This is a genomic window from Flavobacterium anhuiense (genome assembly GCF_900101855.1).
In the GTDB taxonomy this organism is placed as follows: Bacteria; Bacteroidota; Bacteroidia; order Flavobacteriales; family Flavobacteriaceae; genus Flavobacterium; species Flavobacterium anhuiense.
The window spans coordinates 1-21,717 of record NZ_FMVC01000006.1 but is presented as its reverse complement, the minus strand read 5'-3'; the positions used below and the strand labels follow the sequence as shown (position 1 = coordinate 21,717).

General features: G+C 33.8%; 19 protein-coding genes. 12 read left to right on the top strand and 7 right to left on the bottom strand.

Annotated features, from left to right (window positions below; all coding sequences use genetic code 11):
* Nucleotides 1-30 precede the first annotated feature (30 nt).
* Both BLP44_RS16015 and BLP44_RS16010 read left to right on the top strand, forming a co-directional pair.
* Nucleotides 31-2,058, top strand: a complete 2,028-nt coding sequence (locus BLP44_RS16015) for a M3 family metallopeptidase (protein ID WP_091134481.1) — start codon at nucleotides 31-33, stop codon at nucleotides 2,056-2,058.
* A gap of 144 nt (nucleotides 2,059-2,202) precedes the next feature.
* Nucleotides 2,203-2,862 carry a SanA/YdcF family protein gene (locus tag BLP44_RS16010; RefSeq protein ID WP_091134480.1) on the top strand — a complete coding sequence of 220 codons (660 nt, stop codon included), beginning with the start codon at nucleotides 2,203-2,205 and terminating at the stop codon, nucleotides 2,860-2,862.
* Between the two features lie 98 nt (nucleotides 2,863-2,960).
* Here BLP44_RS16010 and BLP44_RS16005 read toward each other — a convergent pair whose 3' ends face one another.
* Both BLP44_RS16005 and BLP44_RS16000 read right to left on the bottom strand, forming a co-directional pair.
* The gene (locus tag BLP44_RS16005; RefSeq protein WP_008464231.1) at nucleotides 2,961-4,223 is read right to left on the bottom strand and encodes a cation:proton antiporter; all 1,263 of its coding nucleotides are present in this window, start codon (nucleotides 4,221-4,223) and stop codon (nucleotides 2,961-2,963) included.
* A 660-nt stretch (nucleotides 4,224-4,883) separates the two neighbouring features.
* Entirely contained in the window at nucleotides 4,884-5,702 is an 819-nt protein-coding gene (locus BLP44_RS16000) for a UbiA prenyltransferase family protein (RefSeq protein ID WP_091134477.1), read from the bottom strand.
* Between the two features lie 195 nt (nucleotides 5,703-5,897).
* On the opposite strand from BLP44_RS16000, the gene gcvP reads away from it, so the two are divergent.
* The 6 genes from gcvP (at nucleotide 5,898) to BLP44_RS15970 (ending at nucleotide 13,448) form a co-directional block, all read left to right on the top strand.
* Entirely contained in the window at nucleotides 5,898-8,747 is a 2,850-nt protein-coding gene (gene gcvP / locus BLP44_RS15995; protein WP_091134877.1) for an aminomethyl-transferring glycine dehydrogenase, read from the top strand.
* A 400-nt stretch (nucleotides 8,748-9,147) separates the two neighbouring features.
* Nucleotides 9,148-10,206 (top strand): 3-oxoacyl-ACP synthase III family protein, encoded by a 1,059-nt coding sequence (locus BLP44_RS15990; RefSeq protein ID WP_008464216.1) that lies wholly within the window; start codon nucleotides 9,148-9,150, stop codon nucleotides 10,204-10,206.
* A 154-nt stretch (nucleotides 10,207-10,360) separates the two neighbouring features.
* Entirely contained in the window at nucleotides 10,361-10,885 is a 525-nt protein-coding gene (locus BLP44_RS15985) for a methyltransferase (RefSeq protein WP_008464214.1), read from the top strand.
* 124 nt (nucleotides 10,886-11,009) lie between these two features.
* The gene (locus tag BLP44_RS15980; RefSeq protein ID WP_008464212.1) at nucleotides 11,010-11,858 is read left to right on the top strand and encodes a glycosyltransferase family 2 protein; all 849 of its coding nucleotides are present in this window, start codon (nucleotides 11,010-11,012) and stop codon (nucleotides 11,856-11,858) included.
* A 79-nt stretch (nucleotides 11,859-11,937) separates the two neighbouring features.
* Complete coding sequence (locus BLP44_RS15975) at nucleotides 11,938-12,684, top strand: MlaE family ABC transporter permease (protein ID WP_008464210.1); 747 nt, start codon at nucleotides 11,938-11,940, stop codon at nucleotides 12,682-12,684.
* Nucleotides 12,684-13,448, top strand: a complete 765-nt coding sequence (locus BLP44_RS15970; RefSeq protein ID WP_008464208.1) for an ABC transporter ATP-binding protein — start codon at nucleotides 12,684-12,686, stop codon at nucleotides 13,446-13,448. The genes BLP44_RS15975 and BLP44_RS15970 overlap by 1 nt, the downstream gene beginning before the upstream one ends.
* 128 nt (nucleotides 13,449-13,576) lie before the next feature.
* Here the strand turns inward: BLP44_RS15970 and BLP44_RS15965 are convergent, their stop codons facing one another.
* From BLP44_RS15965 to BLP44_RS15945, 5 genes are all read right to left on the bottom strand, one after another.
* On the bottom strand, nucleotides 13,577-14,191 hold the full coding sequence (locus BLP44_RS15965) for a SprT-like domain-containing protein (RefSeq protein ID WP_091134475.1): 615 nt from the start codon (nucleotides 14,189-14,191) through the stop codon (nucleotides 13,577-13,579).
* A gap of 12 nt (nucleotides 14,192-14,203) precedes the next feature.
* Nucleotides 14,204-14,572 (bottom strand): four helix bundle protein, encoded by a 369-nt coding sequence (locus BLP44_RS15960; protein ID WP_091134473.1) that lies wholly within the window; start codon nucleotides 14,570-14,572, stop codon nucleotides 14,204-14,206.
* A 27-nt stretch (nucleotides 14,573-14,599) separates the two neighbouring features.
* Entirely contained in the window at nucleotides 14,600-15,277 is a 678-nt protein-coding gene (locus BLP44_RS15955; RefSeq protein ID WP_008464203.1) for an SDR family NAD(P)-dependent oxidoreductase, read from the bottom strand.
* A 35-nt stretch (nucleotides 15,278-15,312) separates the two neighbouring features.
* Nucleotides 15,313-16,290: a M20/M25/M40 family metallo-hydrolase gene (locus BLP44_RS15950; protein ID WP_008464202.1), complete on the bottom strand. Its 978-nt coding sequence runs from the start codon at nucleotides 16,288-16,290 to the stop codon at nucleotides 15,313-15,315.
* A gap of 133 nt (nucleotides 16,291-16,423) precedes the next feature.
* On the bottom strand, nucleotides 16,424-17,566 hold the full coding sequence (locus BLP44_RS15945) for an acyl-CoA dehydrogenase (RefSeq protein ID WP_091134471.1): 1,143 nt from the start codon (nucleotides 17,564-17,566) through the stop codon (nucleotides 16,424-16,426).
* A gap of 494 nt (nucleotides 17,567-18,060) precedes the next feature.
* Between BLP44_RS15945 and BLP44_RS15940 the strand changes: the two genes are divergently transcribed.
* The 4 genes from BLP44_RS15940 to BLP44_RS15925 form a co-directional block, all read left to right on the top strand.
* Nucleotides 18,061-18,636 (top strand): chalcone isomerase family protein, encoded by a 576-nt coding sequence (locus tag BLP44_RS15940; RefSeq protein WP_066033497.1) that lies wholly within the window; start codon nucleotides 18,061-18,063, stop codon nucleotides 18,634-18,636.
* Nucleotides 18,637-18,778: 142 nt separating this feature from the next.
* Nucleotides 18,779-20,005, top strand: coding sequence for a Glu/Leu/Phe/Val dehydrogenase dimerization domain-containing protein (locus BLP44_RS15935; protein ID WP_091134469.1), 1,227 nt, complete (start codon nucleotides 18,779-18,781; stop codon nucleotides 20,003-20,005).
* A gap of 351 nt (nucleotides 20,006-20,356) precedes the next feature.
* Entirely contained in the window at nucleotides 20,357-21,262 is a 906-nt protein-coding gene (locus BLP44_RS15930; protein WP_091134466.1) for a hypothetical protein, read from the top strand.
* Between the two features lie 169 nt (nucleotides 21,263-21,431).
* Nucleotides 21,432-21,717: hypothetical protein (locus BLP44_RS15925; protein WP_139159170.1), on the top strand; the 286-nt coding region annotated here is incomplete at its 3' end.

The following is a 21,717-nucleotide window of genomic DNA, read 5'->3' as shown; positions in this document are numbered from 1 at the left end:
AAACTGAGACTGAGACTGAAAACTAAAAATATGAGCGTATTAACACAATATTTCAACACCAAGCATAACACAGCGCCTTTTTCGCAAATTAAAATTGAAGATTATGTTCCTGCTTTTCAGGAAGGAATTGCTTTGGCTAAAGCCGAAATTGATGCAATTGTAAATAATCCAGATGAGCCGACTTTTGAAAATACCATTGTCGCAATGGATTTTTCAGGCGACATTTTAGATCGTCTTTCTAGTATTTTCTTCAATTTGAATTCGGCTGAAACGAATGACGAAATGCAGAAAATTGCTCAGGAAGTTTCGCCTTGGCTTTCAGAATTTGGAAATGATATTCGTTTAAATGCAGAACTTTTTGCACGAGTAAAAACCGTTTACGATCAAAAAGAAAGTTTAGGTTTAAATCCAGAACAAACAACTTTATTAGATAAAAAATACAAAAGCTTCTCAAGAAACGGAGCGAACTTGCCAGAAGACAAGAAAAATAAATTAAGAGAAATCGACAAAGAATTGTCGAAATTGAGTTTGCAGTTTGGCGAAAATGTTTTGGCAGAAACCAACAACTTCGAACTGCATTTAACGGATGAAAAAGATTTGTCAGGTTTGCCAGAAGGAACAATTGAAGCCGCAAGATTATTAGCCAAAAATCAGGAAAAAGAAGGTTGGATTTTCACTTTAGATCATCCAAGTTATGTTCCGTTTTTGACTTATGCCGATAATCGCGAATTACGTAAAAAAATGGCAATTGCTTTTGGAGCAAAAGGTTTCCAGAAAAACGAATTCAACAACGAAGAAATTGTTTTAAAGATTGCTAAACTTCGTCATGAAAGAGCCAATTTATTAGGCTACAAAACACATGCACATTTTGTTTTAGAAGAAAGAATGGCCGAAAGTCCGGAGAAAGTTTTTTCTTTTTTAAATGATTTATTAGCAAAAGCAAAACCAGCAGCTCAAAAAGAATTTGCTGAATTAACCGCTTTTGCGAAAGAATTAGACGGAATTGAACAATTAGAGAAATGGGACGGCGCATATTATTCTGAAAAATTAAAACAGCAGCTTTTCAATTTAGATGATGAAAAACTGAAACCCTACTTTCAATTAGAAAAAGTTTTAGATGGTGCATTTACCGTTGCAAAAAAATTATACGGTTTAACTTTTACCGAGGTTTTTGATATTGATAAATACCACGAAGAAGTTACAACTTACGAAGTAAAAGATGCTGATGGCAATTTAGTTTCGATTTTCTACGCTGATTTCTTTCCAAGAAAAGGAAAAAGAAATGGCGCATGGATGACTTCATTCAAATCTCAATATGTAAAAGACGGCGTAAATGAAAGACCACATATTTCGAACGTTTGCAATTTTACAAAACCAACCGAAACAAAACCTTCATTATTGACTTTTAATGAAGTAACAACTTTATTCCATGAATTCGGTCACGGCTTACACGGAATGTTAGCTAATACAGTTTATCCAAGTTTATCTGGAACTTCTGTTTACTGGGATTTCGTAGAATTACCAAGTCAGATTATGGAAAACTGGTGCTATGAACCAGAAGCTTTGGCTTTATTTGCGAATCATTACGAAACGGGAGAAATTATTCCAATCGAATATGTTCAGAAAATTAAAGAAAGTGCAAGTTTCCAAGAAGGTTTAGCGACTTTACGCCAATTAAGTTTCGGATTATTAGACATGGCTTGGCACGGACAAGATCCAACCAACATCACAGATTTGAAAACTTTCGAAACAGAACAATTTGCCAATACGCAATTGTATCCTGATGTAAAAGAAAACGCAATGAGTACGGCGTTTTCACATATTTTCCAAGGCGGATATTCTTCTGGATACTACAGCTACAAATGGGCGGAAGTTTTGGATGCAGATGCTTTTGAATATTTCCATGAAAATGGAATCTTTAATGAGGAAATTGCAAAAAAATTCAAAGACAATGTACTTTCAAAAGGAGGAACAGAACACCCGATGACTTTGTACAAACGTTTCAGAGGTCAAGAACCTAAACCTGAAGCTTTGTTGAAGAGAGCAGGATTACTTTAGACTTTCTTAGATTTTTAGACTTCTTAGACTATTAGATATTTTTTGAAACCGAAGCTTTCCTGCTTCGGTTTTTTTATTTGATTTTTCTTAGAAATAAATTTAATTATCTTCGTATTTTAAATCATAATCTTACAAATCCAAGCCGTGAAAAAATATTTTAAAATAGCACTTTATCTTGCCATTATCGGATTGATTGCCGTTGTTTCTGTAAACTATTATGTAAAATCTTCAACAAAAACTAAGATTTATTATTCAGCTAAAAAGTTCCCAAAGAATGATGTCGGAATTATTTTTGGTGCAGGAATTAACGGAAATCAGCCAAGCAAATATTTAAAAGATCGTTTGGATGCTGGTATTATGCTTTGGAAAGCCAAACGCATCAATAAAATTTTACTTTCCGGAGATAATGGTCGTGATGAATATGATGAATTAACGGTGATGAAAAATTATTGTTATAATCATGGCGTTGACACTACCAAGATATTTATTGATTATGCGGGTTTTGACACTTACTCGACAATGTATCGTGCCAAACATATTTTCAAAATTAAAAGATCAACCTTAATTTCTCAGAAATATCATTTAAATCGCGCTATTTATATCGGACAAAAACTAGGAATTAAATGTGTTGGATATTCCGCAAACAAGGGAGAATATTTAGGTTATAAATATGTTTGCTTTAGAGAATATGGTTCTATTTTCAAATCTTTTTTTGATGTTTTACGAAATCGCGAACCTCGCTTTTTAGGCGGAGAAATTAATATTAATGGAGAATCGAATTATTCGAAAGAAGATAAACGATAAAAAAACAAAACCCTGCAAAAGAACTTGCAGGGTTTTCAGTTTAAGAATCTAGACAAAGAATAGAAAATCTTTCCTCTTTGCTCTTTTCTCCATACTTCTTACTCCTTCTCCAAAACTCTATTTGCTAATTTTCCAACTGTCAATCCTTGAACAACAATAGAAAATAAGACTACAATATAAGTTACTTCCAATAAGAGGTTTTTGTATTCGCTCTCTGGCATAGAAAGAACTAATGCGATAGAAACTCCACCACGGATTCCACCCCAAACTAAAACCATTAAAGAGCCTTTGTTGTAAGCCGATTTGATTCCGAAGAATTTGAATATATCGAAGAATTTCCACGGTAAAACTATAGAAGTTAATCTTGAAAAGAGTACTATAAAAATAGCGATGAATCCTGTCAGCAATTGCTTATTTAAATCTGGCAACAATAACAATTCAAAACCAATAAATAAGAACAAAACAGCATTTAAAATTTCATCTATAAGTTCCCAGAATTTCCCTAAATAATCTTTGGTCACTTCACTCATGGCAACTTTTTTGCCATAGTTTCCAATAATCAATCCGGCAACAACCATCGCCAGCGGACTAGAAACATGTAAACTTTGGGCAATTAAAAATCCTCCCATTACAATAGAAAGCGTTATAAGAACAGAAACTTTATAATCATCAATTTTCTTCATCACCTTAGATGCTGTAAATCCGAAAATTGCTCCTAATAAAAGCCCACCAATTCCTTCTTTAATAAATAACCAAGATATTGAACCGAAAGTAGCATCAAATGTCGGGTCGGTCGCCATTTTTAGAACAACGGCAAACATTACTACTGCTACTCCGTCATTAAATAATGATTCTCCAACAATTTTGGTTTCAATTCTCTTGGGAACTTTAGCTTCTTTTAAAACTCCCAACACCACAATTGGATCTGTAGGAGAAATTAAGGTTCCAAAAACCAAACAAAAAATATACGGAATCGTAATTCCAAAAAACGGTGCGATATAATAAAGCAGAACAGAAATAATTAAAGCTGATAAAACGACACTGACTGTCGAATAAATCATAATAGGAACTTTTTGCTCTTTAAGATCAAACATATTTACATGCAAAGCTCCTGCGAACAAAAGGAAATTTAACATCGCTCCCATTAGTATTTCATTAAAATCAAATTCTTTTATGAGATCAAAAAAATGCTTTGTTGTTGCAGGAAAATACGAATCTCCCAAAAGGCGAATTCCAACTGAAACCAGCATAGCAATAATCATAATTCCGATGGTTCCTGGAAGTTTTAAAAATCTTAAATTTAAATAGGCGAAGAAAGATGCTAATACAATCAGCACCGAAAATGTGTAGTATAATTCCATAAAATGTGATTTTTACAAAAATAGCTGCATCATTATTTAATCGGAAATTTCAGGGTTTGAATTAACATAACTTTATAATCTGTTAAATATGTTTAGAAAAAGAGAGATTTTCGCGAGAAGATTGATAAAAATTGGAACTTCATTGTGAAGGTACTTACGAAGATTCTCCTATATCGGAATGACAATATCCTGCAAACAATAAGATAAATGATAGGTTTGTGAGAAAACAAACCGAATTTACTAACTATTATTAGTTGCTTTTGTGACCATGGTGTAATACAAAAATATGGTAAGCGTATTTATAAATAAATGTTCTAAAAAAACATAAATACTCATTGGAGGCATAAACCAGCTGAAAACACAAGTTCCTAAATAAGCGCTGATAAACAACATTGCTCTTTGATAAAAATTACAATATTCTTATTAATATGAAATAAAACTAAAGAGTAAAGCCAGTGTATTATTAACTGCAATTGCAAAAACTAAGGAAAAAGCGCAAACAAAAATGGTAACTCCAAAATAAGAATCAATCAAAACTGGCCAGACAAACAGATAAAGAAATTCCATCCAAAGAATAATGCCCAAAATTGTAAAAACGTAAAACGAAATCTCAGAAAATATATTATTTCTTTTCCTTGTTCTTCCATAAATAATTTAAGTTTAAATTTTATAAAAAACCACCATCAGCCACCAAAAAATTGGAACAGCTTCAACCCAAAAAGAAGTATAATATTTAGATCGGTTTGGATTGGCGAAAATGATAAAAAGCATGAGCATAATAACCATTATCAAATTGATGAATGCATCATGATAATTAAAAGTTGATACGAAAATCTCTAAAAACCAAAACGGAACTAAAAGTGAAAGTCCTAAAATCTTGGTTCTTTTTACACCGATCGTCTGCGGAACGGTTTGCAAATGCGGATCGTCATTGGCTAAATCTAAAATTTCGAAAACTAGAATCAGCACAAAAACCAATATAAAACGCTGAATGCATTTAATGAAGAAATCTGTGGTAAACGGAATTTCAGCATTTATTAAAGGCAGGACTAAAGTTGCTCCAACCCAACAAAGTGCGACAATGTAAATTTTTACACCTGCCCAGTTTCTAGCATTTTTTCTGTTTGGAAAAAAAGGCAAAGTATAAAGCGCCGTTATGGCAAAAATTCCGACCGAGACTATTTGCGTAATTCTCTTTAAATGGAAAAAATAATAACCGACTAAAACGACCGAAATAAAACTCAAAATAGCAATAATTTTTAGCTGAGTTCCAATCGGATTTTTCTTTACGCGAACCAGCGCATCATATTTTACGAAATTATATCCTACAATTGTTCCAAAAAAAACAAAAAACGCCATGGGTTCATCATACTGAATATGAAATACATGAAACGTTATTCGCACAAGTGCATAACACGACAAAGCTACATGAATACTGCTATTCAGGTAAAAATCTAAGAAGCGTTTTGATACTATCATACCTCAAATCTAATCTTTTATTAACAAATCATACCATTAGTTAGAAATTTGATAAAAAATGAAGTTAAAAATACCTATTAAATTATTAATAATACTTAATTTTGCGCCACAAAAAACAACACATTTACTTTTAAATGTGATTCGTTCAGCAAAATGGTGTTCGAACACATTAATTTAAAAAACTTAGATAGCTACATGAAAACAGATGCTTTTGCTTTAAGACACATTGGTCCAAGAGAAACCGATCTTCAGCATATGCTGAAAACAATTGGAGTTGACTCAATTGAGCAACTTGTTTACGAAACCCTTCCGGATGATATTCGTTTAAAAGCACCTTTGAATTTAGATCCTGCAATGACAGAATATGAATTTGCAAATCATATTCAAGAATTAGGAAAGAAAAATAAAGTATTCAAATCGTACATTGGTTTGGGTTATCACCCAACTATCGTTCCTGCTCCAATTCAAAGAAATATTTTTGAAAACCCAGGATGGTACACAGCTTACACGCCTTACCAAGCAGAAATTGCACAAGGTCGTTTGGAAGCTATTTTAAATTTCCAGACTACAGTTATCGAATTAACAGGAATGGAAATCGCCAACGCTTCTTTGCTTGATGAAGGAACTGCTGCTGCAGAAGCTATGGCTTTATTATTTGATGTTCGTACAAGAGATCAAAAGAAAAACAATACACACAAATTCTTCGTTTCTGAAGAAATTTTACCACAGACTTTATCTGTTCTTCAAACACGTTCAACTCCAATCGGAATTGAATTAGTTGTTGGAAATCACGAAACATTTGATTTTTCAAATGAATTCTTCGGAGCGATTTTACAATACCCAGGAAAATACGGTCAAGTAAACGATTATAGTGCTTTTGTTGCTAAAGCAAAAGAAAACGAAATCAAAGTTGCTTTTGCTGCTGATATTTTATCATTAGCAACTTTAACTTCTCCTGGAGAAATGGGAGCTGCTGTGGTAGTTGGAACAACTCAACGTTTTGGTGTACCAATGGGTTACGGTGGTCCTCACGCTGCTTATTTTGCAACTAAAGAAGAATACAAACGTTCTATGCCAGGCCGTATTATTGGGGTTTCTATCGATGCAAATGGAAACCGCGCTTTACGTATGGCTTTGGGAACTCGTGAACAACACATCAAACGTGAAAAAGCGACTTCTAACATTTGTACTGCTCAGGTTTTATTAGCAGTTATGGCTGGAATGTACGCTGTTTACCACGGACCAGAAGGTTTGAAATACATTGCAAACAAAGTTCACGCCTCTGCAGTTACTACTGCTGAAGCTTTAAATAAATTAGGAGTTTACCAAACTAACTCAGCTTACTTTGATACAATCTTAGTAAAAGCTGATGCTCAAAAAGTAAAAGCAGTTGCTGAGAAAAACGAAGTAAACTTCTTCTATCCTGATGCTGAATCAGTTTCGATTTCATTTAACGAAACAACTTCGATTTCTGACATCAACCAAATTATTGCGATTTTTGCTGAGGCTTTAGGAAAAGAAACAGTTTCTGTTTCTGAATTAACTGAAGCTAGTCAATTACCGGCTTCATTAGAAAGAACATCTTCTTTCTTGACACATGATGTTTTCAACAATCATCATTCAGAAAGCCAATTAATGCGTTACATCAAAAAATTAGAGCGTAAAGATTTATCATTGAATCACTCGATGATTTCATTAGGTTCTTGTACAATGAAATTAAACGCAGCTTCTGAAATGTTACCTCTTTCAATGCCAAACTGGAATAGCATTCACCCGTTTGCACCAGTTGAACAAGCTGAAGGTTACATTACAATGCTTAAAAAATTAGAGCAACAATTAAATGTAATTACTGGTTTTGCTGGAACAACTTTACAGCCAAACTCAGGAGCTCAAGGAGAATATGCTGGTTTAATGGCAATTCGTGCTTACCACATGTCAAGAAATGAAGGTCACCGTAATGTATGTTTAATTCCTTCATCAGCTCACGGAACAAACCCTGCTTCTGCTGCAATGGCTGGAATGAAAATCATTGTTACGAAAACTACTCCAGAAGGAAACATTGATGTAGAAGATTTAAGAGCAAAAGCTATCGAACACAAAGATGATTTATCTTGTTTAATGGTAACGTACCCTTCTACTCATGGAGTTTACGAATCTTCAATTATCGAAATCACAAAATTAATCCACGAAAACGGCGGATTAGTATATATGGATGGTGCAAACATGAACGCGCAAGTTGGATTAACAAATCCTGCTACAATTGGCGCTGACGTTTGTCACTTGAACTTACACAAAACATTCGCTATTCCTCACGGTGGCGGTGGACCTGGTGTTGGACCAATCTGTGTGAACGAAAAATTAGTTCCATTCTTGCCAACAAACCCAATATTAAAAGTTGGTGGCGAAAATGCGATCACAGCTATTTCATCTGCACCTTACGGTTCTGCTTTAGTATGTTTAATCTCTTACGGTTACATCACAATGATGGGGGCTGACGGATTAAAAAGCGCTACTGAACATGCAATCTTGAATGCTAACTACATGAAAGCTCGTTTTGAAGGACACTATCCAATTCTTTATACAGGAGAATGCGGAAGAGCGGCTCACGAAATGATTTTAGATTGCCGTGCATTTAAAGAAAACGGAATTGAAGTTGGTGATATCGCAAAACGTTTAATGGATTACGGTTTCCACGCTCCTACAGTTTCTTTCCCTGTGGCAGGAACTTTAATGATTGAGCCAACTGAATCTGAAGATTTAGCTGAGTTAGATCGTTTCTGTGATGCTCTTATCTCAATCAGAAAAGAGATTGAAGCTGCGACAGCTGAAGATACAAACAACGTATTAAAAAATGCACCTCACACTTTAGCAATGTTAACTAATGATGCTTGGGATTTCCCTTATTCAAGAGAAAAAGCAGCTTACCCATTAGACTACATTGCTGACAATAAATTCTGGCCATCTGTTCGTCGTGTAGATGATGCTTATGGTGACAGAAATTTAGTTTGTAGCTGTGCTCCAATCGAAGCTTATATGGAAAGCTAAAATTAGTTTTCTTATAAATATCCAAACCCGACAAGTTTTAAAAACCTGTCGGGTTTTGTTTTTGTTTCAGGTTTCGAAAAGCAACTTGAAACCTGAAACCTGAAACTTTTTTAAAACAAAACACCAAAGAAGAAATCTGATTTAAAGAAACATAACTTTTAGCTAATCTTTTGTGAAATTATTTCGAATAAATTAAAATAATACCAAAAAAACTTTACCTTCATAATCGTCTTCAATCGTTTGAAATCTAGGAAATATTAAAAAATCGTTAGAAAAAATACAATATATCAACCGAAAAATAGTTATTTCATAATTATATGCATGCATACTATTTTTTATGATTGTTATCATAATATTATTTATACATTAGCGCTAAATTTATCGGATAATAAAGGGAAAAATGAAAATAAAAATAATTGGTATTGGGAGCTATATTCCTAATTTAGAAGTAAAAAACACAGATTTTGATAAGCATGTTTTTTTAAATGAGGACGGAACTCCTTTTGGTTATCCTAATGAAGTTGTAATTAAAAAATTTAAAGGCATTACTGGAATTGAAAATCGCCGTTATGCTGAACCACAATACAATGCTTCTGATTTAGCTTTCTTTGCTGCTGAAAAAGCAATTGCAAATGCTGCAATTGATGCAGAAACTTTAGACTATATCATCATCGCCCATAATTTTGGAGATGTAAAACCAGGAACTACTCAATCTGATATTTTGCCGAGTTTAGCAACACGTGTTAAGAACAAACTAGGAATCAAAAATCCTAAGTGTGTCGCTTATGATATTATTTTTGGATGTCCAGGATGGATTGAAGGCGTTTTGCAAGCCAATGCTTTCATTAAATCTGGAATGGCAAAAAGAGTAATGGTAATTGGAGCCGAGACCTTATCAAGAGTTGTAGACGATCACGATCGTGACTCTATGATTTATTCCGACGGTGCTGGCGCTTCAATTTTAGAAGCCTCCACAGATGAAGCAGGATTATTGGCTTATGAAAGTGCAACTTACGCAACTGATGAAGCTAATTATCTTTTCTTTGGAAAATCATACAATAAAGATTTAGATCCAGATACGAAATACATTAAAATGTACGGACGCAAAATTTACGAATTTGCTTTAAGCAATGTGCCGTGTGCGATGAAAAGCTGTTTGGATAAAAGCGGTATTGCAATAGACGAAGTTAAAAAAATCCTGATTCATCAAGCAAACGAAAAGATGGACGAAGCGATCATTGAACGTTTCTACAAATTATATGACAAAACAGCACCTAAAGACATTATGCCAATGAGCATTCACGATTTAGGAAACAGTAGTGTTGCAACTGTACCAACTTTATATGATTTAATTCTTCAAGGAAAAGTTGAAGGCCACGAAATCAACAAAGGTGATGTTCTTATTTTTGCTTCTGTGGGAGCGGGAATGAACATTAATGCTTTTGTTTACCGATACTAGTCGCAGTTTGCAGTTACAGTATTCCGTTTAACTAACTGTAAACTGTGACTGAGACTGAAAACTAAAAAAAGTCCGCATCTTATAGTGCGGACTTTTTTAGTATATTTGCGACCTAATTAACAATTCATGAACGAGAGATTCGTTCGCAATGACTATGTACGAAAAAACGTTTCCGAATAAAAGATTCAAACTTACTTTAGAGTTTTTAAAAAAACACGTTAGCACATCTGAAACCATTTTTGATTTTGGCGTACCAAATCCATTTTCTAAAATAATGGAAGAAAACGGATACAAGGTAAAAAACACTAAAGGAGAAGATTTAGACAACGATCATACTGCTTTACAAACAGAAGAATATACTGTTTTTACAGCATTTGAAATTTTCGAACATTTACTAAATCCGTACACGATTTTACAGAATGTAAAATGTGACAAATTGTTAATCTCAATTCCATTACGCTTATGGTTCTCGCCCGCTTATCGTTCTAAAACCGATATGTGGGACAGACATTACCATGAATTTGAAGATTGGCAATTGGATTGGCTTTTAGAAAAAACGGGATGGAAAATAACAGACCGTCTGCAGTTTACACATCCAGTAAAAAAGCTTGGATTAAGACCATTATTAAGATATTTCACTCCGAGATATTATATCGTTGTTGCGGAAAAGATAAAATAAATTCCAAATTTTAAATTCCAAATTCCAATTTTAACCATATCGTTAAGATTGGAATTTGGAATTTTAGAAGATTGGGATTTATTCTCAAGGTTTGGAATTTGGAATTTAAAAATTGGAATTTAAAATGAAGTACTATATCGTCATTCCCGCACATAACGAGCAAGATTTAATTGGCCTGACCTTACAATCTTTGGTTTCCCAAACTGTTTTGCCTTCTAAAGTTGTAGTCGTAAATGATAATTCAACCGATAAAACAGAAGAAGTTGTTTTAAGTTTTGCAAAAGAAAATCCATACATTTCTGTTGTAAACAAAACTTCAGATGCGATTCATTTGCCGGGAAGCAAAGTAATTCAGGCTTTTCAGAAAGGTTTTGAAACTCTGGATTCTGATTATGATATTATTGTAAAAATAGATGGCGATTTAATTTTTCCTCCAAACTACTTTGAAACCATAATCAAACATTTCGAATCTGATCCAAAAATCGGAATGGTCGGCGGATTCTGCTATATTGATAAAAATGGCGAATGGGTTTTAGAAAACCTAACCGATAAAGATCATATTCGCGGAGCTTTAAAAGCGTATCGCAAAGAAACCTTTCTGCAAATTGGCGGTTTAAAACCAGCAATGGGCTGGGATACTGTAGATGAATTACTATGCAAATATTATGATTGGAAAATAGTTACCGACCAATCTTTACATGTAAAACATCTAAAACCGACTGGTGCAAATTACAACAAAACAGCTCGCTATAAACAAGGCGAAGCTTTTTATACTTTGGGTTATGGTTTCTGGATCACGGCAATTGCTTCTGCAAAATTGGCGATGATGAAGAAAAAACCATTTCTATTTTTAGATTACATCAAAGGATTTATGAAAGCTAAAAGCGCCAAAACACCTTTACTCGTAACTCCTGAACAAGCTAAGTTTATCAGAAATTATCGTTTGCAAAAAATGAAAAAAAAGTTAATTTGATTCGGAAACGTGCCGAAAACTATTAACTCATAACTCAAAACTCATAACTTCTTTTTACCTTAGCCAATATTTAAAACTTATGATGCTAATTCGTTATTTATCCCAAATAGGAAAATATTTTTTAATGTTGAAAGAAATTTTCAATAAACAGACCAAATGGTCGGTTATGAAAAATTTAATTTTCAAAGAAATAGACGATTTGATTATTGATTCACTTGGAATTGTATGCTTTATTTCTTTCTTCATTGGAGGAGTTGTTGCTATCCAAACGGCATTAAACCTGACTAATCCTTTGATTCCAAAATATCTAATCGGTTTCGCAACACGTCAGTCTGTAGTTTTGGAGTTTGCCCCTACTTTTATTTCGGTAATTATGGCCGGAAAAATGGGATCTTACATTACTTCAAGTATCGGAACAATGCGTGTTACAGAACAAATTGACGCTTTAGAAGTTATGGGAGTTAACTCTGTAAACTATCTTGTTTTCCCAAAAATTATAGCTTTATTGATGTACCCTTTTGTAATTGGAATTAGTATGTTTTTAGGAATTTTTGGAGGATGGCTTGCTTGCGCTTACGGAGGATTTTCAACAGGAGCAGATTTTATTATGGGAGCTCAGAAAGATTTCATACCGTTTCATATTACATATGCCTTTATCAAGACTTTAATCTTTGCTATGTTATTGGCAACCATTCCATCTTTTCATGGTTATTATATGAAAGGTGGTGCATTAGAAGTTGGTAAGGCAAGTACAACGTCATTTGTATGGACATCTGTAACTATCATCCTTCTAAATTATATATTAACTCAATTATTATTAGGATAATGATAGAAGTAAAAAATATAGAAAAATCATTTGGCGACAGCAAAGTTTTAAAAGGTGTTTCGACGGTATTTGAAACTGGAAAAACCAACTTGATTATTGGACAAAGTGGATCTGGAAAAACAGTTTTATTAAAAACGTTGTTAGGGATTCACACGCCAGACTCAGGAACAATTGAATTTGACGGAAGAGTTTATTCTGATTTAGATAAAGATGAAAAACGCGACTTGAGAACTGAAATCGGAATGGTATTTCAAGGAAGTGCTTTATTTGACTCTATGACTGTTGAAGAAAATGTAGCTTTCCCGTTAAAAATGTTTACCAATAATAGCAAAGGACAAATCAAAGAACGTGTTGATTTTGTTTTAGAAAGGGTAAATCTAGTAGACGCTCATAAAAAATTACCTTCTGAAATTTCTGGAGGTATGCAGAAACGTGTGGCAATTGCACGCGCTATTGTAAACAATCCGAAATATTTGTTTTGCGATGAACCAAACTCAGGTTTAGATCCAAATACTTCGATTTTGATTGACAACTTGATTCAGGAAATTACAAAAGAGTACAATATCACTACCGTAATCAACACGCACGATATGAACTCTGTAATGGAAATTGGCGAAAATATTGTTTTCTTAAAGAAAGGATTAAAAGCTTGGCAGGGAACTAAAGAAGAAATCTTTAGAACCGATAATGAAGCAATCGTAAAATTCGTTTATTCTTCAAACTTATTTAAGAAAGTACGTGAAGCGTATTTGAAAGGATTATAGTCTTTTAATTCCAATATTTGAAATTCCAAAAATAAGAATACTCAAAATACAAATCCCAAATTCCAAAGTTAACTAAGTTGGAATTTGGGATTTTTTTATTGATTTTTCCAATTATTGGAATTTGGAATTTAAATATTGGAATTTTTCAACGTTATCAATTCAACTTCCGCATTTGGATTAAAAAGATACGTTTTTCCAGAGCTGATTTCTAAACACTCAAAACGTTTTGTCCGAACGGCTATTTTTTTAAAAACTTTACCGTTTTTGATTCTAAAAATACTTCCATAGGGAATTTCAAAAACATAGTTCTTGTCATTGTCTTTGTCATATTGCTTTAAAGCCAAAGAAAGAGTTGTATCGGTATCACTACTTGCTGAAGGATTCTTAAAATGTCTCGCCAACAAAGGCAAAATAGGTCCTGGAAATATTTCTGGCCGAATAAACGGAACCATTAAACGCTGAAAAGTAAATTTCCATTCATTACCATGCGGTTTTATATTTCTTCCAAACCTTTCAAAAGCAACCAAATGTGCAATCTCATGAATTAACGTGATTAAAAACCTGTATTTATTCAAACTAGCGTTAACCGTAATTTCATGCTTTCCACTCGGACCACGTCTATAGTCACCATGACGCGTCTGACGTTCGTTTACTATTTTCAAATGCACCTGATTGGCCACTATCAAATCGAAAACGGGTTTTACCGCATGTTCTGGAATATATTTAGCTAAAGTTTCGCTCAAGGTAATTATGAATTATGAGTTTTGAGTTATGAGTTTTTTCTTTGACGTTATGATTATACTTTTTATGATCTTTAGCACTTCCTCACATTGCTTATGCATTGATTCAAATTCAGCATTAGAAATATAATTTGTTGCAATTAATATTTCTAACCAATACATTGACTCATCACATTCTTTTTGAGAAATTGACAGTTTATGAATAAAATCAGGTTTGCTTTGTGCATTTACAGCTTCAAGAACATTTGCACCAACAGAGGTAACAGAACGTAAAAATTGTTTACTCATTATAAATTCTTTCCTTTTCGCAACTAGCCATTTATAAAAATTAACTCCTCTTACAGCTAACTCAAAACTTTTAGTTTTTACAATACTCTCACTCATAATTCATAACTCATAATTTATAATTAACTAAGGGTTTGTTGAAGAGACTTCTAAAACTTTTCCGTTAAAATACTTATTTCCGTTAAGCGTAAAATCATATATATAAGTTGCCATTCCTTCTGCTGAAATTGGCGCTTGATAACCAGGGAAAGCTTCATTTAGCATTTCGGTTTGAACAGAGCCAAGAGCCAAAACGTTAAAAGAAATTCCTTTTTCTTTATATTCTTCTGCTAGCAATTCGGTTAAAGTTATTACTGCTCCTTTACTAGAACTGTAAGCCGCTAATCCTGCAAATTTCAAACTTCCGCGAACTCCGCCAATAGAACTAATCGTAACAACATGGCTTCCTTTTTCTAAATACGGAATACAGATACGAGTTAAATTCGCCACTGCAAAAACATTCACTTTATAAATACTTTCAAAATCTGCTTGAGTAGTTTCTGCAAAAGGCTTTAAAAGTAAGGCTCCTGCGTTATGAACTACTGCATCTACTTTTTTCCAAGTTGAAGAAAGGAAATTTTCAACTTGATCTAAAGCAGTTTCATCTGCCAAATCAACAGAAAGACAAGTTACATTTTGATGTTCTAAAAGTGTTTGCGGTATTTTTCTGGAAATGGCCAAAACTTGGTGACCTGCTTCAGCAAATTTCAAGGCCAATTCATAACCAATTCCTCTGCTTGTTCCTGTAACGATAATATTTTTCATGGAGCAAAAATAATCAAATGCTGTAAAACAGCCTCTTATTTATTCATGGTTATTTCTTGCGTAGGCGAAACCGCAATTTTGGTCACAGCTGGCAATAATTCTTGTGTGAATCTAGTTATATGAGGAATGTCCATTACTTTAAATTCATCTGAAACGTGGTGATAGAAATCAAAGTTTTCAAAGTCAAAAGTACTTAAAGATTGACATGGTTTGCCAAAAGCTTGAAAGAATGAATAATTATCAGAACGGTAGAACAATTGATATTCTGCCTCTTTTGGCAAAAATCCGATAGTATTTTTTCCTGTGTACTCGTTTATTTTTTGCGCCATATTCGATTTATCAAAACCCGTAATGTAAGCCAGATAATCTCGTTTCATTGGTACACCAATCATTTCGATATTTAATTGCGTATAAAGATTGAAATTTTGTTTTTTCAATTTCTCCACTAAACTTTTAGATCCCAATAATCCTTTTTCTTCTCCTGCGAAGAATACAACTAAAATACTTCTTTTATTCGATTTTGTTTCGCTAAAATACTTTGCCATTGCTGCTACAGAAGTCACACCCGAAGCATCGTCATTAGCTCCGTTATTAATTTTGTCAGCTTGATCTTTTTTCTCCAAACCAATATGATCGTAATGTGCGCTCAATACTACAAACTCTTTTTTTAATTGAGGATCTGTTCCTTCAATAACCCCAACAATATTAAAAGCCGGCGTATTAAAATTAGTCAACGTATCTCTGTAAGTTTTAAAATAAGGTTTGATTTTATTTTTCTTTAAAAAGTCTTCCAAGAAAACTGCCGCTTTTTCAATTCCTTTTGTTCCGGTTTCACGACCTTCCAATTCATCAGAAGAAAGGTATTTAAGAAAATCTGAGATTTCATTTTCTTTTACTTTATAGCTGATTTCTATTGGCTTTGAATCTGTTTTTACTTCATTTTCCTTTGTTGTTGAAGTTCCCGATTTACAGGCTAAAAAAATAACTGGAAGCAAAAAGTATAGCTTTCTCATAGTTTTCTGTTTTTTATTGAGGATTGATTATAAAATTTATTGGAGTATAAACTTATGAAAAGTAATAGAATATTCATAAAAAAACCCTTTCAACTAAAAGCCGAAAGGGTATAAAAAAAAATTCTAAGATTATTTATCCAGCAATAACCGCTCTAGAAATTACAATTTTCTGAATTTCAGAAGTTCCTTCGTATATCTGAGTAATTTTTGCATCGCGCATTAAACGCTCTACATGATATTCTTTTACATATCCGTTACCTCCGTGAATCTGAACAGCCTCAACCGTTGTATCCATTGCAACTTGCGAAGCAAAAAGCTTCGCCATTGCACCGCTTACGTCATAACTCCTATGCTGATCTTTATCCCAAGCTGCTTTCATACATAAATGGCGTGCTGCTTCGATATTAACCGCCATGTCTGCTAACTTAAAAGCAATTGCTTGGTGGTTGCAGATTTCAGTTCCAAAGGCTTTACGCTCTTTAGAATATTTTAGAGCCAATTCATACGCTCCAGAAGCAATCCCTAAAGCTTGAGATGCAATACCGATTCTACCTCCAGCAAGTGTTTTCATAGCAAATTTAAATCCGAAACCATCCTCTCCGATTCTGTTTTCTTTTGGAACTTTCACATCAGTAAACATTAAAGAGTGTGTGTCAGAACCGCGAATTCCCATTTTTTGTTCCTTTGGACCAACTGAGAAACCTGGCATATCTTTCGTCATAATCAAAGCGTTAATTCCTTTGTGCTTTAATTCTGGATGAGTTTGTGCAATTACCAAATATACAGATGCAGTATTTCCATTTGTAATCCAGTTTTTTGTCCCATTAACTAAATAATGATCCCCCATATCGATTGCAGTAGTTTTTTGCGAAGTTGCATCACTTCCAGCTTCCGGCTCACTTAAGCAAAACGCACCGTGAATTTCTCCCGAAGCAAGACCTGGAAGATATTTTTGTTTTTGCTCTTCAGTTCCATACTCTTGCAATCCCCAGCAAACTAATGAATTATTTACCGACATTACAACCGAAGCAGAAGCATCAACTTTAGAAATTTCTTCCATTGCAATCACATAAGAAACAGCGTCAAGACCGCTTCCTCCATATTTAGGATCAACCATCATTCCCATAAATCCAAGCTCACCCATTTTTTTGATTTGCTCAGTTGGAAAAATTTGTTTTTCGTCACGTTCAATAACTCCCGGCAATAATTCATTTTGAGCAAAATCTCTTGCTGCCTGCTGAATCATTAAATGTTCTTCGGTAAGATTAAAATCCATAGTAGTTTACTTTAAATGTTTTTCTCAACCAGATTTCAAAACAGATTTCTATAGTTGATGATTTTTTTATGTTTTTTGTGTTTTTTCGATGCCTTATTTTTTTGTGCAAAGGCTTCCAAAGATAATTTTTTAATGTTTAAATTACAATGCGCGCATATAAAATTAATAGATCAGCAAAGATTACGATAACGTTTTCGTTATTATTTATATTTTTTTTCAAAAGAGCATCAATTTGACAACAATTTCTCTAAAATCTCTCATTCAAAAATGAGTTAAAAAGCGTTTTAAAATCAGAAAAATGAATTTTTTTAGCACTCCAAAAATTAAACAATTCTTAAAATCAGTAAAACTACGTAAACCTACTCTTACTAAATTGATTGCTAATGCAATACAAAAATTAAACGTGAAAATTTTAGTAAAAAAACATTTTCAATGTAACCTAAATATTGATAAATTACTATTATTTTTGCCCTAAAAATAAAAAATTGATGAATATGAAAAAGATTTTACTTTTACTGACAATACTTCTAAGTTTGCAATTTTCTACTGTTTCAGCCCAAACTCAAATCGATGTTAATGGTGTTACAGTTCCTAGAAAAATAGAATTTCAAGGCAAGTCATTACAATTAAACGGAGCAGGCGGAAGATCAAAAATGTGGTTAGAAGTTTATGTTCAGGCATTGTATTTATCTCAATTAACTCAAGACCCGCAATTCATTATTGACAGTGACACAGAAATGGCTGTGAGAATCGAAATCACTTCTTCTATGGTTTCTTCTAGCAAATTAACAAAAGCAATGAATACAGGTTTTGAAAAATCTGCTGGTGCAAATTTGGAACAATTGCGCCCTAGAATTGAGCAATTAAAAAGCTTTTTAAGCGATGCCATTACAGAAAAAGATGTTTTCATTTTAGCATACAATCCGTTAGACCAAAATGTTTATGTGAGTAAAAATGAAGTTTTAAAAGGTAAAATTCCTGGATTCGATTTCAAAAAAGCATTATTCGGAATATGGCTTTCTGACAAACCAGTAGACGAAACTTTGAAAAAACACTTATTAGGACAATAATTCTTAATTTTTTGAATATTCAAAAAGCCGAAAACCAAATAGTTTTCGGCTTTTCTTTTTTGTTTTATAAATTTGATGCAAAATACATTATTCGCATTATTCTATTTTATACATTTACGCAAAATAAACATATCACAACAAAATGAAAGATTTATTACAACAATTTGAAAACAAAGCACCTGAAATTGTTTTCAATTGGAAAGATTCAGAAACAGAAGCCGAAGGGTGGACTGTTATTAATTCACTTCGTGGAGGAGCTGCGGGTGGAGGAACAAGAATGAGAAAAGGCTTAGACATGAACGAAGTTTTATCTCTAGCTAAAACAATGGAAGTTAAATTCTCTGTTTCAGGCCCTGCAATTGGCGGTGCTAAATCTGGAATAAATTTTGATCCAAACGATCCTCGCAAAAAAGGAGTTTTACAACGCTGGTACAAAGCGGTTTCTCCGTTACTAAAAAGCTACTACGGAACTGGAGGAGATTTGAATGTTGATGAGATTCACGAAGTAATTCCGATGACAGAAGAATGTGGCGTTTGGCATCCGCAAGAAGGAGTTTTCAACGGACACTTCAAACCAACAGAAGCAGATAAAATTAATAGAATTGGGCAATTGCGTCAAGGTGTAATTAAGGTTATCGAAAACCCAAAATTCTCACCAGACGTAACTAGAAAATACACAGTTGCTGATATGATTACTGGTTTTGGTGTGGCCGAAGCAGTTCGTCATTTCTATGCAACTTACGGAGGAGACATTAAAGGTAAAAAAGCAATCGTACAAGGTTTCGGAAACGTAGGTTCTGCCGCTGCTTTTTATCTAGCCGAAATGGGCGCAAAAGTAATTGGAATTATCGACCGTGATGGCGGATTAATAAAAGAAGAAGGTTTTTCTTTTGAAGAAATCAGAACTTTGTTCTTAAATAAAGACGGAAACAAATTAGTTGCTGATAATATGATTCCGTTTGAGGAAATTAATTCTAAAATCTGGACAATTGGTGCTGAAATTTTCACGCCTTGCGCAGCTTCAAGATTGGTAACTCAAACTCAAATTGACAGTTTAGTCGCAAACGGATTGGAAGTAATTTCATGCGGAGCAAATGTTCCTTTCGCAGACAAAGAAATTTTCTTTGGTTCTATCATGGAAGAAGTAGACAGTAAAGTAAGTTTAATTCCTGACTTTATTTCAAACTGCGGAATGGCGAGAGTTTTTGCTTATTTCATGGAGAAAAAAGTTCAAATGACAGACGAGGCAATTTTTAATGACACTTCAGAAACTATTAAAAATGCAATTGTTAAAGCGCATGCTCTAAGCCCATCTAAAACAAATATCAGTGCAACTGCTTTTGAGATTGCATTGAAACAGTTAGTGTAATATATTTTACACTTTAATATATAACGAGCCAGATTTTTATTTGGCTCGTTTTTTTGTACCCATAGATTTTAACGCAAAGCACGCTAAGATATTTTAATTCAGAGCGCAAGCAATATCTAAATATTAAGTTCGCAAAGCTGTGTCTATATTAAACTTTGTGAACTTTAATCTAAAGATTTCTCAAATTAAACAGATAAAACTTGCGTTTCTTTGCGTAAACCTTTGTGAACTTTGCGTTATAATAAATTCTAAAAACTCATAACGCGCGGTTAAATTCTCTCTTTCATTCTAAACAATTTTTACTACTTTTAAACGTTTTTAAAATAATACATTTCAAAATTTAGAATTTAAATGAGTTCCTCAATTTCTTCAGATCAAAAGAAATCATTGCTATTCACAACAGCTATTTATGCAGTAATAATTCTATTACTGTTATTTATACGTTTCTGGCCACCATATAATCCAGAAAACAATGTTGCTCTTGCTGATGGCGGAGGTGGCGGTGGAGGCGTAACCATAAATTTTGGAGACAGCGATTTAGGTTCTGGCGCCAATTATAAAAGCGAAGTTCTGGATGTAAAAAACAATGTAAAACAAGCGCCTGCAAAAGCAACTCCAGAAGAGGAATCGATAATTACACAAGAAAATACAACTGCAGATAATGACGTTGTAATTCCGACAAAAGAAAAGCCTAAAAAACCTGTTCCTGTTGAAAAACCGATACAAAAACCTGTACCGGAGAAACCAAAAGTTTCTAACTCTACAAACGATGCATTAGCCAGCATTATGAAAGGTTCAAACAAAGGTGGTGACGGAGACGATAAAGCAGCAGGAAATAAAGGAAAATCTAACGGAAGCTTAAACTCTAACGGTTACTACGGTTCTGGTGGCTCTGGCGGAGGAACTGGAGGCGGTAACGGAACTGGAAATGGCATTGGAACCGGTAGCGGTTACGGAGCCGGAAGTGGCGGCGGCTCTGGTGGAGGATCTGGATATTCATTAAATGGACGAAAAGCATTATCTAAACCTGCTCCTAAATATACTTGTAATGAACAAGGAAAAGTAGTTGTAGAAGTTACAGTTGACCAAAATGGAAAGACAATAAGCGCAACGCCAGGAGTAAAAGGAACAACAAATACAGCGAGCTGTTTATTAGAACAAGCTAAAATCGCAGCATTAAACACCAAATGGTCTGCCGATGCAAATGCCGCTGCAAAACAAGTTGGAAAAATTATTTATAATTTCAGTTTGGATTAAAAAACACGAATTACACAGATTTAAACTGTTATCATAGAAAAAGGCTTTCAGAAATCTGAAAGCCTTTTTATTGAGTTTTATTTCGACACACTCACTTCGCCTCGTTTGTCATTTCTGTAAAGGTTAGATAATTCGGTAACAAAATTTAACTTTAATAAATTTTGTTGCGATGAGAAATAACAGTCAAGATTCAACATTAGAGAGGAACTATTTAGAGAAGTATCGTTTTCTGATAAAAGAATATGAGCAGGTAAAAAATAAGACCCATCCAATGCATAAAAAAGCAATGGATTTTTACACAGCAAACGACACGTGCAGAAAAAGCTTCTTAAAGTATTATAATCGCTATAAGCAGAGCGGAAAACCTTTGGATCTGCTGCCGCAGAAGCGGGGGCCAAAATATAAAACCAGACGCCCTTTGCCGTTCATAGAGCAAAAAGTGATTGAATTAAGAG

What these genes read in the sequence shown, in the direction of transcription:
- BLP44_RS16015 (WP_091134481.1), top strand. Translation starts at nt 31, where the DNA reads ATGAGCGTATTAACACAATATTTCAACACCAAGCATAACACAGCGCCT.
- BLP44_RS16005 (WP_008464231.1), bottom strand. Translation starts at nt 4,223, where the DNA reads ATGGAATTATACTACACATTTTCGGTGCTGATTGTATTAGCATCTTTC.
- BLP44_RS16000 (WP_091134477.1), bottom strand. Translation starts at nt 5,702, where the DNA reads ATGATAGTATCAAAACGCTTCTTAGATTTTTACCTGAATAGCAGTATT.
- gcvP (WP_091134877.1), top strand. Translation starts at nt 5,898, where the DNA reads ATGAAAACAGATGCTTTTGCTTTAAGACACATTGGTCCAAGAGAAACC.
- BLP44_RS15990 (WP_008464216.1), top strand. Translation starts at nt 9,148, where the DNA reads ATGAAAATAAAAATAATTGGTATTGGGAGCTATATTCCTAATTTAGAA.
- BLP44_RS15985 (WP_008464214.1), top strand. Translation starts at nt 10,361, where the DNA reads ATGTACGAAAAAACGTTTCCGAATAAAAGATTCAAACTTACTTTAGAG.
- BLP44_RS15980 (WP_008464212.1), top strand. Translation starts at nt 11,010, where the DNA reads ATGAAGTACTATATCGTCATTCCCGCACATAACGAGCAAGATTTAATT.
- BLP44_RS15975 (WP_008464210.1), top strand. Translation starts at nt 11,938, where the DNA reads ATGATGCTAATTCGTTATTTATCCCAAATAGGAAAATATTTTTTAATG.
- BLP44_RS15970 (WP_008464208.1), top strand. Translation starts at nt 12,684, where the DNA reads ATGATAGAAGTAAAAAATATAGAAAAATCATTTGGCGACAGCAAAGTT.
- BLP44_RS15960 (WP_091134473.1), bottom strand. Translation starts at nt 14,572, where the DNA reads ATGAGTGAGAGTATTGTAAAAACTAAAAGTTTTGAGTTAGCTGTAAGA.
- BLP44_RS15955 (WP_008464203.1), bottom strand. Translation starts at nt 15,277, where the DNA reads ATGAAAAATATTATCGTTACAGGAACAAGCAGAGGAATTGGTTATGAA.
- BLP44_RS15950 (WP_008464202.1), bottom strand. Translation starts at nt 16,290, where the DNA reads ATGAGAAAGCTATACTTTTTGCTTCCAGTTATTTTTTTAGCCTGTAAA.
- BLP44_RS15945 (WP_091134471.1), bottom strand. Translation starts at nt 17,566, where the DNA reads ATGGATTTTAATCTTACCGAAGAACATTTAATGATTCAGCAGGCAGCA.
- BLP44_RS15940 (WP_066033497.1), top strand. Translation starts at nt 18,061, where the DNA reads ATGAAAAAGATTTTACTTTTACTGACAATACTTCTAAGTTTGCAATTT.
- BLP44_RS15935 (WP_091134469.1), top strand. Translation starts at nt 18,779, where the DNA reads ATGAAAGATTTATTACAACAATTTGAAAACAAAGCACCTGAAATTGTT.
- BLP44_RS15930 (WP_091134466.1), top strand. Translation starts at nt 20,357, where the DNA reads ATGAGTTCCTCAATTTCTTCAGATCAAAAGAAATCATTGCTATTCACA.